Annotated in this window: 19 protein-coding genes; 17 read left to right on the top strand and 2 right to left on the bottom strand. The window is 64.0% G+C overall.

The window, feature by feature from the left end:
* Entirely contained in the window at positions 1-591 is a 591-nt protein-coding gene (locus VGG89_12845; GenBank protein ID HEY1977434.1) for a TMEM175 family protein, read from the bottom strand.
* Between the two features lie 67 nt (positions 592-658).
* Here VGG89_12845 and VGG89_12840 point away from each other — a divergent pair, with 67 nt between their 5' ends.
* The 15 genes from VGG89_12840 (at position 659) to VGG89_12770 (ending at position 13,153) form a co-directional block, all read left to right on the top strand.
* A complete protein-coding gene (locus tag VGG89_12840; GenBank protein ID HEY1977433.1) occupies positions 659-877 on the top strand; it encodes a hypothetical protein in 219 nt (72 codons plus the stop codon).
* A complete protein-coding gene (locus VGG89_12835) occupies positions 874-1,203 on the top strand; it encodes a flagellar basal body rod C-terminal domain-containing protein (protein HEY1977432.1) in 330 nt (109 codons plus the stop codon). Before VGG89_12840 ends, VGG89_12835 begins: the two co-directional genes overlap by 4 nt.
* The gene (locus VGG89_12830; protein HEY1977431.1) at positions 1,200-1,472 is read left to right on the top strand and encodes a flagellar hook-basal body complex protein FliE; all 273 of its coding nucleotides are present in this window, start codon (positions 1,200-1,202) and stop codon (positions 1,470-1,472) included. Before VGG89_12835 ends, VGG89_12830 begins: the two co-directional genes overlap by 4 nt.
* A 3-nt stretch (positions 1,473-1,475) precedes the next feature.
* On the top strand, positions 1,476-2,945 hold the full coding sequence (locus VGG89_12825; protein ID HEY1977430.1) for a flagellar M-ring protein FliF C-terminal domain-containing protein: 1,470 nt from the start codon (positions 1,476-1,478) through the stop codon (positions 2,943-2,945).
* Positions 2,938-3,405 carry a FliH/SctL family protein gene (locus VGG89_12820; protein HEY1977429.1) on the top strand — a complete coding sequence of 156 codons (468 nt, stop codon included), beginning with the start codon at positions 2,938-2,940 and terminating at the stop codon, positions 3,403-3,405. The genes VGG89_12825 and VGG89_12820 overlap by 8 nt, the downstream gene beginning before the upstream one ends.
* Positions 3,402-4,436, top strand: coding sequence for an ATP-binding cassette domain-containing protein (locus VGG89_12815; GenBank protein HEY1977428.1), 1,035 nt, complete (start codon positions 3,402-3,404; stop codon positions 4,434-4,436). The genes VGG89_12820 and VGG89_12815 overlap by 4 nt, the downstream gene beginning before the upstream one ends.
* Positions 4,423-5,094, top strand: coding sequence for a lytic transglycosylase domain-containing protein (locus VGG89_12810; GenBank protein ID HEY1977427.1), 672 nt, complete (start codon positions 4,423-4,425; stop codon positions 5,092-5,094). Before VGG89_12815 ends, VGG89_12810 begins: the two co-directional genes overlap by 14 nt.
* Positions 5,021-6,640 (top strand): pepsin/retropepsin-like aspartic protease family protein, encoded by a 1,620-nt coding sequence (locus VGG89_12805; protein ID HEY1977426.1) that lies wholly within the window; start codon positions 5,021-5,023, stop codon positions 6,638-6,640. Before VGG89_12810 ends, VGG89_12805 begins: the two co-directional genes overlap by 74 nt.
* 65 nt (positions 6,641-6,705) lie before the next feature.
* A complete protein-coding gene (locus VGG89_12800) occupies positions 6,706-7,230 on the top strand; it encodes a hypothetical protein (GenBank protein ID HEY1977425.1) in 525 nt (174 codons plus the stop codon).
* The gene (locus VGG89_12795) at positions 7,221-7,943 is read left to right on the top strand and encodes a hypothetical protein (protein HEY1977424.1); all 723 of its coding nucleotides are present in this window, start codon (positions 7,221-7,223) and stop codon (positions 7,941-7,943) included. Before VGG89_12800 ends, VGG89_12795 begins: the two co-directional genes overlap by 10 nt.
* Positions 7,940-8,704: a FliM/FliN family flagellar motor C-terminal domain-containing protein gene (locus tag VGG89_12790; protein HEY1977423.1), complete on the top strand. Its 765-nt coding sequence runs from the start codon at positions 7,940-7,942 to the stop codon at positions 8,702-8,704. Before VGG89_12795 ends, VGG89_12790 begins: the two co-directional genes overlap by 4 nt.
* Positions 8,701-8,976 carry a flagellar motor switch protein FliN gene (gene fliN / locus VGG89_12785; GenBank protein ID HEY1977422.1) on the top strand — a complete coding sequence of 92 codons (276 nt, stop codon included), beginning with the start codon at positions 8,701-8,703 and terminating at the stop codon, positions 8,974-8,976. Before VGG89_12790 ends, fliN begins: the two co-directional genes overlap by 4 nt.
* 60 nt (positions 8,977-9,036) lie before the next feature.
* Positions 9,037-9,693 carry a flagellar type III secretion system pore protein FliP gene (gene fliP / locus VGG89_12780; protein ID HEY1977421.1) on the top strand — a complete coding sequence of 219 codons (657 nt, stop codon included), beginning with the start codon at positions 9,037-9,039 and terminating at the stop codon, positions 9,691-9,693.
* Between the two features lie 15 nt (positions 9,694-9,708).
* Complete coding sequence (locus VGG89_12775) at positions 9,709-11,451, top strand: GAF domain-containing protein (protein ID HEY1977420.1); 1,743 nt, start codon at positions 9,709-9,711, stop codon at positions 11,449-11,451.
* A 31-nt stretch (positions 11,452-11,482) separates the two neighbouring features.
* Positions 11,483-13,153 (top strand): GAF domain-containing protein, encoded by a 1,671-nt coding sequence (locus VGG89_12770; GenBank protein HEY1977419.1) that lies wholly within the window; start codon positions 11,483-11,485, stop codon positions 13,151-13,153.
* Positions 13,154-13,181: 28 nt separating this feature from the next.
* Here VGG89_12770 and VGG89_12765 read toward each other — a convergent pair whose 3' ends face one another.
* Complete coding sequence (locus VGG89_12765; GenBank protein HEY1977418.1) at positions 13,182-13,619, bottom strand: VOC family protein; 438 nt, start codon at positions 13,617-13,619, stop codon at positions 13,182-13,184.
* A gap of 93 nt (positions 13,620-13,712) precedes the next feature.
* On the opposite strand from VGG89_12765, the gene VGG89_12760 reads away from it, so the two are divergent.
* Together VGG89_12760 and metF are read left to right on the top strand one after the other, a co-directional pair.
* A complete protein-coding gene (locus VGG89_12760) occupies positions 13,713-15,272 on the top strand; it encodes an FAD-binding oxidoreductase (GenBank protein HEY1977417.1) in 1,560 nt (519 codons plus the stop codon).
* A gap of 28 nt (positions 15,273-15,300) precedes the next feature.
* Positions 15,301-16,206, top strand: coding sequence for a methylenetetrahydrofolate reductase [NAD(P)H] (gene metF / locus VGG89_12755; protein HEY1977416.1), 906 nt, complete (start codon positions 15,301-15,303; stop codon positions 16,204-16,206).
* Positions 16,207-16,239: the final 33 nt, after the last annotated feature.

Raw genomic sequence — 16,239 nt, 5'->3', positions numbered from 1 at the left:
TTACATATCGGCGTCGATGCCGCGCGGGATCAGGTAGTAGCCCGCTACGGCAAGGTAGGCAGCGAAGCTTACCGCCGGAGCAACCAGCGCGAGCAGCGTCGAGACGACGTAGATCGCCCAACCGATGCGATAGGCGAGAACGGTCGACGCGATCGTCGCACCGCCGACGGTGTCGAGGAACGCGCGCCGGCGAACGAGATGCGCGAGCAAGGCATTATAGATGGTCGCACAATACGAAAGTACGACGCCGTAGAGAAACGCTGACGCAGGCATGGTGGGATACGTGCCAAGCGTGCTGGTGGCAAACGGAATGAACGCCGCTCCGGCCAGCAGCAGAAGGTTGAGAAAGACGGTCGTGCGGTCGACGCGTTCGATGAGGCGGAACAGCGCGTGGTGATTCTGCCACATGATGCCGATCACGGCGAAGCTCAGCGCGTACGCGACGACGTTCGGCCAGAGGTGAAGCAACGCCGCCGCTAGTTGACCGTTGTTCGCGTAGCGCGCCTCGGGCAGCGCGATACCCAGGATCAGCAGCGTGATGGCAAAGGCGAAGACGCCGTCGGAAAACGCTTCGAAGCGTGCCTTATTCATCGCCTCAGCCAAGATCCGTTCATCTGCGGGTCATCTTTCGTACAACGCGCCGCGGTAGCCTACGTGCATGTTTGACGTCGGAGATTCACTGCAGTCCGCGCTCGAGCGAGCGCATTTTGAGCTTCGTGACGCGCAGAACCGCGTGGCGAACGCCGACGCGGGCGGCTCGGCGGGCCGCAGCGCGGACGCGGCGATGGCCCGCACCGCGCAAGCGGCAATCTTCACCGAGGCCTTATTAACGGCCGAACACGCGCGGCTCGAAGAGATCAAGTCGGTGGCGCGATGAACCTCGACCTGCTCGATGCTGCGGCTGCCGGCATGGACGCGCAGCGCGCGGCACTCGACGTGGCTGCGCGCAACGTTGCAGCGGCCGAAGCGGCCGGACCGCGAGGAACCTACGCTCGGGCGATTCCCCAGTTTCGCGTGTTCGACGACGATGCCGGCGCGCGCGTTGCGTTCACGGGCACGCACACCGAGCGGGGTTCGAACGTCAATCTGGTTACGGAAATGATCGCCGTGATGAACGCCTCGCGCGCGTACGAGTCGAACGCCGCACTCTTCGACGTCGGCAAGACGCTGGCGGAGAAGACCATCGATCTGGGGCGGTTGTGAAAGTCGAACTCCTCCTCCCCGATCTTCCGGGCGCTCCGGAACGACCCAAAACCGACGAAGGCGCAACGTTCTTTGCCGATATCGCGCGTGCGCTCGGATCGACGCTGGAGCACGCGCAATCCGCGGAGGACGCGTTTGCCGCCGGCGCCGGATCGCTTCAGGCCGCAATCTACGAGCGCGCTCGCGCCGACGTCGCGCTCTCGGTGGCGACGGCCGCAGCCGGACGCGCGACGCAAGCCATCCAATCGATTCTCAACATGCAAGTGTAACGCATGCACCAACTAGCTCCCCTGCTCAGTCGCTGGAAGATGCTGCCGCGCTCGGTCCGAACGGCGCTCGCCGCCGGCGGTTTCGCCGCGGTCGCACTGAGCGTCACGATCGGGATCGCGTCGCATCCCTCGCGCGAAGCGTTGTTTGCATCGCCGCTGCATCCCGAGCAGCTCGCGGAGGTTCAGGAACGTTTGGCGAGCTGGAACGTCTCATTTACGCCGACGGCCGATAACGTGATCGTCGAAACGTCACGCCGAAACGATCTCTTACTGCGCCTTGCGCTTTCGGGCGTTCCTCACGCGCACGTCGAGACGACCGGCGAGGCACTCGCGAGCATCGGCGTGTTGACTCCGCAATCGGTGATCGACGCCCAAACGCGCGCCGGTCTGGCGGGCGACATTGAAGCGGGCTTGCGAGGAATCGACGGCGTCGACGACGCTCGCGTGATCGTCGCGCCGGCCAAGCCGGCCGAGTTTGCCGACGAATCCACCGATGATGCCAGCGCCAGCGTCCGGCTCGCGCTTCGTCCCGGAACGCGCCTTAGCGAAGCGGCCGTCAACGGCATACGATCGTTCGTTGCCGCCGCCGTAACCGGTCTCGACCCCGCGCGTGTGACGATTCTCGACGATCGCGGTGTGGCGCTTGGTGCGGGCGATGACGGCGAGGAGGCCGTCGCGCTGCAAACATCGCTTCAGTCGGCGCTCGACGCCGCTCTGGGAACCGGAGCGGCGATCGTTCGAGTGCGAGCCGAGTATACCGTCGATAGCGTTGCGCGGCGAGACGTTCGGCGCGCGCCGGCCGGCCAAGTCGCCATCGGACGCGCGACGCGCAGTGAATCCTATGCGGACGGATCCAAGCACTATCGCCGCGACGACGTCAACGACGATCGCGGAAGCGATACGCGCGAAACCATCGTGCAAACACCGGCGGGATCGATCCGGCGGCTTTCGACCGGAATCTTTATCGACGAAGCGCGTGCGTTCGATCTCGCAAAAGTACGCGATTTGGCTGCAGCCGTGGTCGGATTCGATCCCAAACGAGGCGACACGCTCGCGGTGCAAGCCGTCGATTTTCACCGTCCGGCGGTGGCGCGCAAGGACGTCTGGTGGCTTCTCTATGGAACGATCGTGCCGCTCGCTCCCGCGGTCGTTATCGCGATCGGCGCCGTGATTATCGTCCGGCTGCTGTTGCCGGTGCTCTCATCGTTCGCGTCTACCGTGCTGGAACGAGCCGCGGTGCGAGATGCCTCGCACGCAGTATCGGGACTCGCGCCCGCGCGAGTGCGTACCGCGCTCGTACACGAACCGCCGCACGCCGCCGCCGCGATCATCAGCGCGTTGCCGGCGGCGACCGCCGCGGCCGTGCTCGAACTCTATCCGCAGCACGAGCGCGAGGCGATCGTTCGCCGAATGCAGCGGCCGCTGAGCCCGCTTCTGGGCGATCCCGAGGAGTACTTACGCCGTCATGGCTGATCGATTCATTCCGTTACGCGACCTGCTGTTCGATGCGAGCGAACCCGAAAACGAACCCATCGAAACGGTTCCGGCTCCAGTGGAGGAAGCGATCCCGCTCGCCCGTGAGGCAGTGGGCGACGTCCGGCGATTTCGCGCTGCGGTTCGCGATGCCGTCGACGTAACGGTGCGTAACGTGCTGTGCGACGTCGCGGCCGGCGTGCTCGCGCGCGAGCTCACGTTGGCGCCGGCGAATCTCGAAGCGATCGTCGAGCAGGCGTGCGAACGGCATTTGGCCGAAGGCGTCGTGCGCGTACGAGTTCACCCCGACGAAGCATCACACGTCGCCGGTACCGGCCTCGACGTCGTCGCGGATGCCTCGTTACGGCGCGGCGACGTCCTGCTCGAAACGCGCAGCGGCACGATCGACGTATCGTTAGGGGCTCGGCTTGCCGGCGTTCTCGATACCGTTGCGTCGTGACGGCACTGTCGCTGGGAACCTGCGCGTTCGGGCGTGCGATCGATCACGACGGAGTACCCCTCGATGGCGGATTACCGCTGGCCGGCCGGCGAGTCGGCGTCACGCTGCGCGTTCCGCGCCCCAACGAACGAGGGCCGGTGTGCGAGCCGTTTTGGACGGGGGTTCGCGTCGTCGACGGTCTGCTCACGTTTGGGCGCGGAGCGCGCGTCGGTATCTTTGGATCGCCGGGAGCCGGGAAGAGCACGCTGATCGAATCGATCGTCGACCGATGCAATGCCGACGCCGTGGTGATTGCGTTGGTCGGGGAACGTGGCCGCGAAGCGCAGCGGTGGATCGAACGCAGAGACCCGCGAACGACGATCGTGTGTGCCACGAGCGATCGCGCGGCGGCCGAGCGGATTCGAGCTTCGGTCGTCGCGTTAGCGCACGCGACGGCGCTGCGCGAGCGTGGTTTGCACGTGCTCGTCGTGCTCGACAGTTTGGCGCGCGTAGCGGGTGCGCTGCGCGAGCGCGCGACCGGCGCCGGCGAAAGCGTGGGTCGTGCCGGATATCCGCCGAGCGTCTTTGGCGAGATGGCACGGCTAATTGAGGTTGCCGGTCCGACGGCAAGCGGATCGATCACGCTCGTGGCAACGGTGCTCAACGACGGCGACGACCGCGATCCGGTAAGCGACGCCGCGCGCGCACTGCTCGACGGACATCTCGTGTTGTCGGACCGTCTCGCGCGAGAAGGACGGTTTCCAGCCGTGGACGTTTTGGCGAGTGCGAGCCGTACGATGCCGTCGATCGTCGACGGCGCGCACGCGCAGTGCGCGGCTCGAGTCCGCGCCGCGATGGCCGTCCTCGATCGGACGGCGGACGCACGATCCTTGGGAATCCAGCCGGTCGAAGCGGCAGCCCTCGCGGCGGTCGCGGCGGAGGAGCGCATCGAGCGGTTTGTGCGCGAGCTTGCGCCGGCGGATGCGGCCGCATCGGTGGCGGCTCTGGCGGATCTTGCCGATACTTTGGAGGTACCCGATGGACATCAATAGCGACATCGCCGCCGTCAACCGGCGCATTGCGGAGATTACCTCGGCCGTGGCGCCGATGCCGCAGCCGAGCACCCTTCCGGCAGACGCCGCCAGCGGCGTCGGCCCCGACGGGCTTCCGGTTCTCGATGCGTCTCGGTTAGGCAACACGTCGTTTGGCGCGCTCGTCTCAGCCGCGCTTGCCTCGCAGGGCGGCCAGCCGGCCACCGACGGCGACGGAATCTCGTTCGCGCAGGCTCCAAACGCTCCGGCGCCCGTGGCGCCTGACGAGATCGACCGGCTCGTGAGCGCCAACGCCGCGACTTGGAACGTGGATCCGTCGCTGATCAAGGCGATCATCGCCAACGAGTCCGGGTTTAACGCCAATGCGACCTCGAACGTCGGCGCTCAGGGCTTGATGCAGCTGATGCCCGGCACGGCGTCGGGCTTAGGCGTTACCGACGCGTACGATCCGGCCCAGAACGTCTGGGGCGGTACGCGCTATATTCGCGGCCTGCTCGACCGCTTCGGCGGAAATACCGAGCTAGCGGTGGCGGCCTACAATGCCGGACCGGGTGCCGTCGAGAAGTACAACGGCGTTCCGCCGTATGCCGAAACGCAAAACTACGTTCAAAACGTTCTGGCCAGCTTCGCCAAATATAAAGCTCAAGTTCCTCGCTAAGATCGTTCCGTGCGGTACGCTCGCGGCCGCGCTGCTTGCGACCGGTTACGCGCGCGCCGATGCGCCGTCGCTCAACGACGTGTTGCGCGCGCATTTGCACGCGCTTACGGCGCTGGGCGTGAAACGCCCGCACACGATCGTTTCCAGCGGTACGCTCGACGGATTGGGACTGAAGGGAACGTTCACGAGTTGGCGCGACGGCGACCGCGAGCGCGACGACGAGGTCATCGGCATACGCTCGCAGCGAACGCTGCGGCTGGGCGACGTGGAGTACGTGCAAAACGCCAACGGCGACGTACGGACCTTACGCGGCATCATGGAGAGGCGCCAGATTACGGACGATTTCATCGACTCCGGCGACTTCGCTCGGCACCCCGAGAGTGACGTGTTCGAAGGCGCGGCGATCTTACGCGACGGGCGTAAGGTGTGGCGCGTTCGCGTATCTCCGCCGGGCGGCGAGACGTACGACGTGGCGCTCGACGCCGACACCGCGATGATCGACCGGACGGCGTACGTGGACGGCGACGCGGTGGTGACGACCACGTTCGACGACTATCGTCTCGTCGGCGGCGCGCTCGTGCCCTACTCCGAAGTCGACTCCAGCGGCGACACGGCCTTCGACATCACCTCGCACGTCAGCCGCGTCGACGTCGATAAACCGATCGATTCGAGCGTCTTCGAGCCGTTCGCGGCAACCGTGATCGACGCCGACGGTCCGATGACCGTTCCCCTGCTGTACGATCGCGGCCACCTATTCGTGCGCGCCACCGCCGGCGCTACGCCGCTGGTGTTTCTCATCGACACGGGATCGCAGGGCGTGTTCTTGGATCCCGACGCGGCGCGGCGGCTGGGCTTGAAAACCGAAGGCACGCTCGAAATACGCGGCGCTCGACGAACCAGCGGTCTGGGCGTCGCCGCGCTCGACGCGATCGACATCGGGCACGCGCGTTTACCGCTGCACGTCGTCTCGGTGGTCGATCTTCACGCGGTCGTGTATCACGCAGCCACGGTGGACGGCGTGCTGGGCTACCCGTTCTTCGCGGCGGCGGAGGTGCGAATCGACCCCGACCGTTTGACGATGACTATCGGCAAGCCGGGCACCTTGCGGCCGCAAGGAACCGAAATCACGGTCGACACCGATCGAGAGTTGCCCGAAACGGCGACGACCATCAACGGCGTGCCCGGACGATTTCTGCTCGATACCGGCAACTCCAACGAGCTGCTCGTCTTTCACGCGTTCGCGCGCGATCATCCCAGCGCGGTGTTCTATGCCGGAAGCCATTACGCGCAGAACAGCGGGGTCGGTGGAGGAAGCGCCGCGGTACGGGCGATGGTCAACGAAATCGACCTCGGACCGTACAAAATGTACAACCGCTACACCGACGTGATGCTCGCCGATAACGGAGCGTTCGCCGATCGTAACGAGGCGGGCAACATCGGCCTCGGAACGCTGAAAAACTTCGTCTTCACCTTCGATCTGTCGCACCGCGCGCTGTTTTTGGATCCGACGAGATCGTTCGATAACGGCAGGGGCCGCTCGCCGTAGTCGCGCTCACGCTTCGGTCATAGTCTCTTTACCGCGCGGCTACGTCGGGGCGCGACGATGCTGGCATGATGACGCAAGAACTCAACGTGTGCGTGCTGGCGGCGCCGCTGGCCGCGATCGACCGGCGCGCGCTCTCGCAAGCGTGGTATTCGGCGCTCCACCGTGCGTCGGGAAAACCGCATCAAGCGCCTCGAGAGCCGCAAAGCTCACCGCCGGCTTCGCGAAGGAAGCGCCCGGTGGCGGCGCCGGCGCCGCGCGAGCGGCATCCCGGTACCGCTTTCATACATCAGGGGCAAAAGAAGTCCGCTAAGGATCGCGAGCGGTGTGCGGTTGCGGCTTCCGACATCGATCGGCGCGCACACCGGTCACCGCTCGCGCGGCGCATCGAGCGAAAATTCCTCGATCCGCGATCGGCGACGCATCGAGCAACCTTTACGGCCGCCGGCAAGCGCGTGCACGTCACGGTACAGGCGTCGCAAGGGCGCGTGCGCTTGGTTGCGGTGTGTGCTCCCGTTTTGCGAGAAGCCGTTGCACGTGCCTTGGCTCAGGCACGCTTTGCGCTCGCATCCCGAGGCGTGCAGTGTTTTTGAACCCGTCGCTGAGCGCGGCGCTCGACCGCATTGCCGAACGCGCCGCCGACGTCCGCCGCGCGTTTACGCCGGGAGCCGTCCCGGGAAACGACGACGTTGCGTCAACCAACGCTCCGGCGCAGTTTACGCTCGACCCGCTCTCGGTTGCGGTGCCCGACGGTACGTATTTCGTCGTTCGCACGTCCGACGGAGGTACGGCATACACGCGCGACGGTGCGTTTCAGGTCGCATCGGGCGCGTTGGTGGACGCGCAAGACCGCCCGATCCTCGGCAGCTCTATCGCCGGTGCATCGCTGAGCGAGTTACGCGTCGATGACGTCGACGACGCGTTGAATCGTACGCGCGACGTCCGAATCGACAGCGACGGAACGTTGAGCTATGCCAGGACCGCGATCGATCCCCGAAGCGGACGGCGCGAAGCGCGTCGCGTTACGGTGGGACGCATTGCGATTGCAAAGTTTCCAGCGGCAACGCGGTTGCAAACCGAAGACGGCAGCACGTCGTTCGCGCCGGAGGGCGTCATCCCGCACGTCGGGTTACCGGGTGAAGCCGGTCTTCCGGTTATTTCGCGGATGCGGCGCGGCGGCAGCGGCGTCTACCTCGACGAGAGCCTCGCTCGGCTAAAGGCGGCGTACGTCGCGTTCGATGCGTTGACCGCCGCCGAGACGGCAAAGTCGGGGTTGGGAAAAACGGCGATGGATCTCGTAAAATGAAAAAGCTGATATTCCGCGATGGTAAGTTGTGCTTTGCCGAGCGTTCGTGCTTGCCGCTCAACGCGGTATGTCTGGTTGCCGCGAACGTGCGCGAACGGCTTACGACGCTGCTCGGCGTGCCGGTCGTGCTGAGCGTTCTGGAACCGGAGATTCCCGATGCGAGTGCGTGGGAGATCATCGGCCGATCCGCATACACGTATCGCGTGCGCGGCAACGTCGCCGACGCCGCGATCGTCCTGCGCGAATGCGACGCGAAAGCGGTGGTCGCGGCGGCGTTCGGCGAGTCGCCGGGTTCCCGGCCGGAACATTTGCGGCTTTCGCCGCTCGAGCGCGACGTGCTCGATCGCGTAGCGGCTGCGCTGACGGGGACGCTCGTGACCCTGTGCGGCGAGCAGCGCGAGGCCGTCGCCGGTACGGCGGCCGCACTCGGGTCGTTTGCGGCGTACCTCGAGTTGGCGATCGATCAACCGGTCGCTGCCCGCGTCGGTATTGCCGTCTCCCGCGACCTCGTGCCGGACGCGGTCCCGGCGCTTACCCCGCACGACCTTGCCGATCTTCCTTTGGAAGCGAGCGTCACTTTGGAGCTCGAAGAGGTCACGGCCCAGAGGCTTGCGGCATTGGCTCCGGGCGACGTCGTGCCGATAACTCGACCAAGCACCCTTCGCGGGAGCCTGCGAATTGGCGGGCGAACGCTGGCCACCGGAACCTGCGGCGTACGCGACGGCCGATACGCTTTCGAAATTGAGGGATCTATAGCATGACGACCATCGACCCGAAGAAGGTTCGCGACGGGGCGAACATCGAGGTGCTCATGCACGTCCCGCTGCAAGTTACCGCGGAGCTGGGCACCTGCAAGATGTCCGTCGCGGAAGTCCTCAAGCTCGGAACCGGCTCGATCATCGAGCTCGATCGTCTGGCCGGCGGCCCCGTCGATCTGCTGGTCAACAATAAGCTCATCGCCCGCGGCGAAGTGGTTGCCGTCGACGACAACTTCGGCGTTCGCGTCACCGAGTTAATTCAGCGCCCGACGTAGTAATCGTTCGTTCTTAAGTCGATCATCGAAGCGTAACGCCGCAGCGTTACGCTTCTTTACGTGGACGCGCTGCTGTCGCTGGGGCTCAAGTCGCACGCGACGGTGCCGCTCGACGTGCTTGCGGGACTGACGCTCCTGTCGGTCATTCCGTTTTTGCTGATCATGTGCACGTCGTTCGTGCGCATCGTCGTCGTACTATCGCTGGTGCGCTCGGCGATCGGTGCGTCGGCGCTGCCGCCCAACGCTATTCTCACCGGGCTGGCTTTTGCGTTGACCCTCGTCGTCATGACGCCGACCTTGCAGCGTATCGATCGCGAAGCGCTCGCGCCGTATCAACGCGGCGCGCTTTCGCCGGCGCGAGCCGTCAGTGCAGCCGTAGAGCCGGTTCGTGCGTTCATGCTTCGACAGGCCCACGCTGCGGACGTGAAACTTTTCGACCGAATAGCGCGCCGAGCGCCGGAGCCGCCTGACCGAGCTCCGTTGACCACGTTGTTGCCGGCGTTCGTCGTCGGCGAGCTGCGCAGCGCGTTCGCGATTGGATTCGCGCTGTATCTGCCGTTCGTCGCCATCGATTTGGCAGTGGCCGCGATGCTCATGGGACTTGGCATGATGATGTTATCGCCGCCGGTGATTTCGCTCCCGGTGAAGCTCCTGCTCTTCGTCATGGTCGACGGCTGGGCGCTGGTCTGCGGAGGCGTTGTCGCCAGTTTTCGATAATGCACCGTAAAAGTTGTGAAGAACGCCGTATTCGTTCGTTGGCTTGCCATCGCCGTCGCATTGCTGGGGCTGTCGCATTCGGTCATCCGCGTCGCCTGCGATTTTGGTGCGTACGCGTCGCCCGCTGCGGTCGGGGTATCGATCAACGCTGCGAGCGGCCTCGTCGAGTCGGTGACGCCCGGTTCGGCAGCCGCGGCGGCCGGTCTGCAAAAAGGTGACCGCGTCGATTTCGCCCGTACCGGATCGCTGATGCACCTCTGGTTATGGGACGGCTGGTTTCCGGTTCAAAAGGCGGTGGCGTTACCGGTACTTCGCGGCGGCCAGCCGATCGCGGCGATGGTCGTCGCCCGCGTCTCTTCGCTGGATGCAGGTAAGATCGCGTACGACCTGCTCTCGCTTCTGTGGGCAGTGGTGCTCATGGGACTGGCGTGCGCCGGAGTGTTCGCACGCGCCGACGTGTTGACGCTCGCGTTCTTCGGATTCTGCTACTTTTACGCGACGCTCGATAATACGGCGTGGCTGCGCATTTCGCCGCCGATTCTGACGCCGTGGTCTGCACTGGAAGCGAGCTTTTCGGTCTGGCTCGGCAACCTCGGTTTCCTCTATCTGTGCTTGCGGTTTCCGACCGGCCGGCCGCTCGAGCAATGGCGTATCGTAGACCGTGCGATCGTTCCAGCGGTGTCGTTGTGGGGCACGATATACTATCTGCACTTTTATCAGTCCGCGTTCTGGACGGGCGCTACTTCCTTATTGTATGTGATGTCCAGCACGCTAGTCGTACTCGGCGTTTTTGTCGGGCTAGCGGCCTACGTCACCCGGTTCTGGGGAGCACGCGGCCCCGAAGTGACGCGCATGCGCTGGGTCGCCGCCGCGATCGCGGTCTACGTCGGCGCCCAAGTCATCTTTTTTATCGATGAGGTAGTCAATCGCGACGCCACGCCGTGGGTGATCTATCTCTATAACTTTAATCCGGCGCCGTTCGCGTTTGCGTACTCGCTGGTGCAAGGCCGGATTCTCGATATTCGTATCGTTGGCGGACGGGCCGTCATCTACGCATTGGTGACGTCCATACCGGTCGCTCTGCTCGCCTTCGCCGATTGGTTCTTTGCGCGCCGTCTCGAAGACGCGCGTTTGGCGACGGTATTCGAAATTGGGATCGCCATTGGTTTTAGTTTCTGGCTTCGATCGCTGCACAAGCGTATCGACCGATTCGCGGAACGCGTCTTCTTCGCGTCCCGTCATCGTGCGTTCCAGCGGATGCATCATATCGTTCACGCGCTTCCTTTTACGGAGAAGATTGCAACCATCGAGTCGCTGCTCACCGAGGAGACCGCATCGGCCATGGGATTCTCGTCAGCCGCGCTCTTCCGCGCCGACGACGGTCACTACGTACGCACGGCGGCTACCGGCTGGGGCGACGAAACGCAGTCGCTCGATGCCGACGATCCGATCGTGCTTTTCGCGCGCTCGGCGAATCGCGGCGTCATGCTCGGCGAAGCGCCCCAGTCGAAGGCTATCGTACCGAACGGCGAAGGCAAGCCGGTCTACGCTTTGCCTGTCGTCGTCGGACGTCGCGTCATCGCCGTCGTGCTCTACGGCGGTCATCGTGACGGCGAAGCAATCGATGACGAAGAGGAAGGGCTCCTCACCGGTTTGGCGCATGCGGCGGCCACTGCATACGAGCACCTTCACGCTATAGAACGCGAACGCGAGAACGCAATTCTGCGCGCACGTCTCGCCGAGCTGAACCCCGCATAGGCGCATACGTCGCCGCGTCGAAACGCAGGACATGAACCGAACCCTCGGGGCCTTACTCGTTGGGCTCATCACGTTTCTGTGCATTGCCGATATCGGCGCGGGCTATCTGGACTTTGGTCAACTGCCGAACCTCGGAACGTTACAGCGGCTCGATCCGTCGCGCTCGGTCTATACGACCGTTACGTCCGCCGGTGCCGCAGCGGGCATTCGTCCGGGTGACGTTGCGGATCTGCGGCTCGTGGATGTCACGTCGCGCTATATGGTCGCATCACTAATTCACGCCAGCGGTCCCGCGATGGGAGCCATTGACGTTCCGCTGCTCCGCAACGGCGCCGTGATATACGCGCACGAACGATTCGAACGCCGCGCGCCGATCCTGCTCGACCTGCTCGACATGGTCATGCGGATATTGCTCGCCGCTGCCGGTGTGTTCTTGATCGCGCGTGGTACCGCAAAAGATTCCCTCTATGCCGGCCTCTTCGTCTGCTCGCTTTCCGTCTACGAGGGATTTGCCGTCCGCTACTGGGGGCCACCTTGGGTGCCCGTCCTTATGAACGTCTTCGAGGTCACGGTCGTTGCCTTCGGTGTCTTCGGGGCACGTATTCTTTTCGCATTCGAATTGCTGCCTAAACTGACGCCGCGCTTGCTGCGCGGCGGGCTTGCTGCGCTGTGCGCCGCCGCCCTTATCGCCTTTACCGTGTGCTCTTTCGGAGACCGGCTCGGCGCCATTTTCGGCTCGACGTACTTCACAACGCCGCAGTATTGGATTACGCAGATGCTGCTCGGCTATTCCGGCGTGCTCGTCTTTGCCGTTGCGGCGTTCTACGCGCGTGGGCGCACCGCCGAAGCCGTTCGTTGGATTTTCGCCGCGATGCTGTTCTCTCAGATCGGCCCGACCGCAAACTGGATCTCCGGTATTACCGGCCAGCCGCTTCTCGCGGGCGGCGCACTGAATATTACGTATCTGGCGCTAGCGATCGTACTCCCGTACGCCGTGCTGGCTCGCGGGCTCGTCGCGGTCGATTTCGTCTTCAGCCGCGCGGTGACGTACACGCTCGTTCTCTCCGTCATCGTCGGCGTATTTATTGTGGCCGAGCAGATCGTGGAGCGTGCCGCGCTCGGCCGGGTACAGAGCACGGTTTTAGAGCTATTGGTTCCGCTGCTCTTGGGCTTTTCGATTAAGTGGATCGAAGCGTCGGTCGAGCGGCTCGTCGAGCAGGTTCTCTATCGCGACAAGCTGCGTGCCGCTGCCGAACTTGGCGCACTCGTTGATGATTTCCCACACGCGCGCGACGTCCGCGCGCTCTCGGGGCGCGTCGCGCACGAAATTCACCGGCTTATGCACGCGCCGTTCGTCTGTATCTATATCGAAACGGAGACGACGTATACGCCGGCGGCACAAGCGGGACACGGTGAAGCGTTCCCAGTGAATGCGGACGATCCGGTGTTCATGCGCCTGCGCTCGAAGCACGTTCCCGTGCACACCGACGACTTTGCAACCGCCCTGCCGCGGCTTGCTGCGGTCTTTCCGCTGGTCGTCTTCGGAACGGTCACCGGTGCGGTGTTTGCTCAATACCGAGACTCCGGCGAACGGTTCGACCCCGACGAACTCGAGACGCTCACGCGGCTCTCCCACGAACTGGCAATCGCGCTGCTGTGGATCGAGCGCGCGCCGCAAAGTCAAGTAGCTCGTCAGGTCTGAGCAAACTCATGGGCGTTCACATCTAACGTTATTTGGGCTTCGGTTGCCAAAGTTCGATTTTCGTGCCGTCCGGATCGAGGATCCAGGCGTATTTGCCGTCCGGGTCCGAGTCGTCGCGCTTGAGAACTACTACACCCTTTGCCTTGAGCTTCGCAAGGTATGCGTCAAGGTCGTCGACGGCGAAGTCTAACATAAACTCACGCGTCGATGGCGTCATGTACTTCGTCGTTTGCGGGAAAGCGTTCCACACGAGAACGGGCGGATGCTCCGGGGCATCGTATCGGAGCGCCGCCCCTCCCCAGCTCTCGATCTGAATACCCAGCACGTCTCGATACCATGCGGCCAAGGCTTTGGGGTCTTTGCTTTTCACGAAAATGCCGCCCACGCCCGTGATGTGTCCGGGGGTATCAGCGAGAGAGGCTGCCGGCGAAAAGCAAAAACAGATACCGACCAACAGCGGAATCAAATGCTTTTTAGTCATAAAACCATTTACATTGATCGTTGTCCGGACCCCTCGTTGTAAGGGATATCGAACTCGCGACGCAGTACAGTGAAGCCTATGCAGAGCAGGCGTCGGTTTCTCGAGACGGGAGCTTCGGCCGTTGCGTTGGCTTGCGCGAACGCTTCGTTAGGGGGATGTTCGGTCGCCGGCGGTTCTTCGCCGAGGACGTCGCGCCTCGACCAGCTGCGGTCGGCGATCAAAGGACGAGTCATCGCGCCGTCGGACGCCGCTTATGCCATCGCGAGTCAGCCGTGGAACGCGCGCTTTGCCGCTGTGGTGCCGAGCGCGGTCGCGATCGTCGCCGGTGCCGAGGACGTCGCGCAATCCATAAAGTTTGCCCGCGAGTACGGGATAAACTTTGCGGTGCGCAACGGGCGCCACAGTTTTGCCGGATTCTCCGCAACCACCGGATTGATCGTCGACGTGTCGGAGCTCGCGTACGTTCGAGCGGATCGGGCGCGGCAAGAAGCGACCTTCGGCGCGGGTCAGACGAACCTGCCGCTTTACACGGCGCTTTGGCCGACGCGGATGACCTTGCCGGCCGGAACGTGCCCAACCGTCGGGCTTAGCGGACTCAGTGCGGCCGGTGGATTCGGACGGCTCTCGCGCCTGTACGGACTCACCTGCGACAACATCACTGAGTTGAAACTCGTTACCGCCGCGGGCGACCTCATTACAGCCAATCAACGGCAAAACGCCGATCTATTTTGGGCGTGTCGCGGCGGCGGCGGCGGGAACTTCGGTGCCGTCGTCGAGTTGACGGGGCGCTTGCATCCGGTCGACATGCCGTTCACCGAGATCGTCTACACGTTTCCGCTCGCGAGCGGCGTGCGCGTGATGACGGCGTTTCAGCAATGGGTAACCGCTCTTCCCGACCGCGCGCATTGCTGGACCGAAATTCATACGGGCTCGCCCAGTGATGGCGGGAGCGTCGTTATCGAGTTGACGTATGCGGGCAACGAGCGAGGTGCCCGTGCGCTGGGTGAAGCGCTGCTGACCGCTGCCGGCGTCAAACCCAGCGCGACAACGGTCGTGACGGCGCCGTATCTTTCCACCATGCGCGAACCGATTTGTGCGGGGCTGCGAGCCGACGAATGTAAGTACGCGGGGGTCTCGCCAAATGGGGCGCTCCCGCGGCCCAGTTTCTACGCTAAGTCGGACCTGATTCGGGCGACGTGGCCGGCGCAAGCGTTCGAAGCACTCGTCGAAGCGATCGCGCGGCGTCAAGCCGATCCGGTATTGACGCCGGCGGATTTCCAAGGCGCGGTCAACGTCGGCAAGATCGCGTTTGAAACGGCGGGAGGCGCGATCGCGCGGCCGCCGAGCGCGGCGGCGTTCGCGCACCGCGACATTCGCTACGTCGTGCAGTACCAATCGCGATGGAAACCTGGATCCAGCGATTCGGTAGCCAACGCGAATATAGCCTGGACCCAGGCGACGTACGAATCGGTGCGGCCGTGGCTTTCCGGGAGTGCGTACCAAGGCTATGCCGATCCCAACCTTTCGGACTGGCAGCAGCAATACTACGGCGAGAGTCTTGCGCGGCTAAAAGAAGTAAAGCGAAAATACGATCCGGACGACGTCTTTCGCTACGCACAGTCGATTCCGCAGGCGTAGTCGGCGGCTTTCGTTAAAGAAATGGCCGATGCGAATTAGCGAGGCGCTGGCCTCGATGCGGCCGTTCTTCTCGTTCGAGTTCTTTCCACCGAAGGACGAGGACGGTTCGCGCCAGCTTATCGATGCCATCTCGGCGCTGCAGCCGTTGCGGCCGGCATTCGTCTCCATCACTTACGGGGCGGGCGGTTCGACCCGCGCGCGGACGGTTGCGCTCGCGAAGAAGATCCAGCAAGAGATCGGCCTGACGGTGGTAGCGCACGTGACGTGCGTCGGTTCCACGCGCGCGGAGCTGCGCGCGCTCTTCGACGATCTCGCTCGCGCCGGCATCGAAAACGTTCTTGCCCTGCGCGGCGATCCGCCGAAGGGAGAGGAGCAGTTCGTCGCTCCGGCGGGCGGTTTCAGCCACGCGACCGAGTTGATCGCCATGTTGCGCCGAAACTACGATTTCTGCATCGGTGCGGCGTGCTATCCCGAGAAGCATCCCGAGGCCGCGAGCATGGACGTCGACCTCGCGCGCCTTAAAGAAAAAGTCGATGCCGGCGCCGACTTTCTCGTATCGCAACTCTTTTTCGATAACGATGCGTTCTTCGGGTTCGAGCGCCGCGCTCGAGCGATGGGCGTGACGGCTCCGATACTCCCAGGGCTCATGCCGATTACCAACTTCGAGCAGATCAAGCGTTTCGTGGCGATGTGCGGTGCGACGATCCCGCCGAAACTGCGCGTCGAGATGGAGCTGCGCAAAGGTGACGCCGAAGCAGTCGAAGCCCTCGGCGTCGCGTACGCGTCGATGCAGGCCGTCGCGCTGCTTCAGAGCGGCGTGCCCGGCATCCATTTTTATACGCTCAACAAATCACCGGCCACGCGCGCCATCGTATCGTCGCTGCTCGCCGCCAGCGCCTGGCGACCGCTGTTCGCTCGGACCTTTGCGCCGTAAGCGAACCGTCATAATTCGCTAACGATTGCGTCA

Source organism: Candidatus Baltobacteraceae bacterium (genome assembly GCA_036488875.1).
GTDB lineage: Bacteria > Vulcanimicrobiota > Vulcanimicrobiia > Vulcanimicrobiales > Vulcanimicrobiaceae > JAFAHZ01.
The sequence above is the reverse complement of the archived record's forward strand: the minus strand, read 5'-3'. Positions and strand labels throughout refer to the sequence as shown.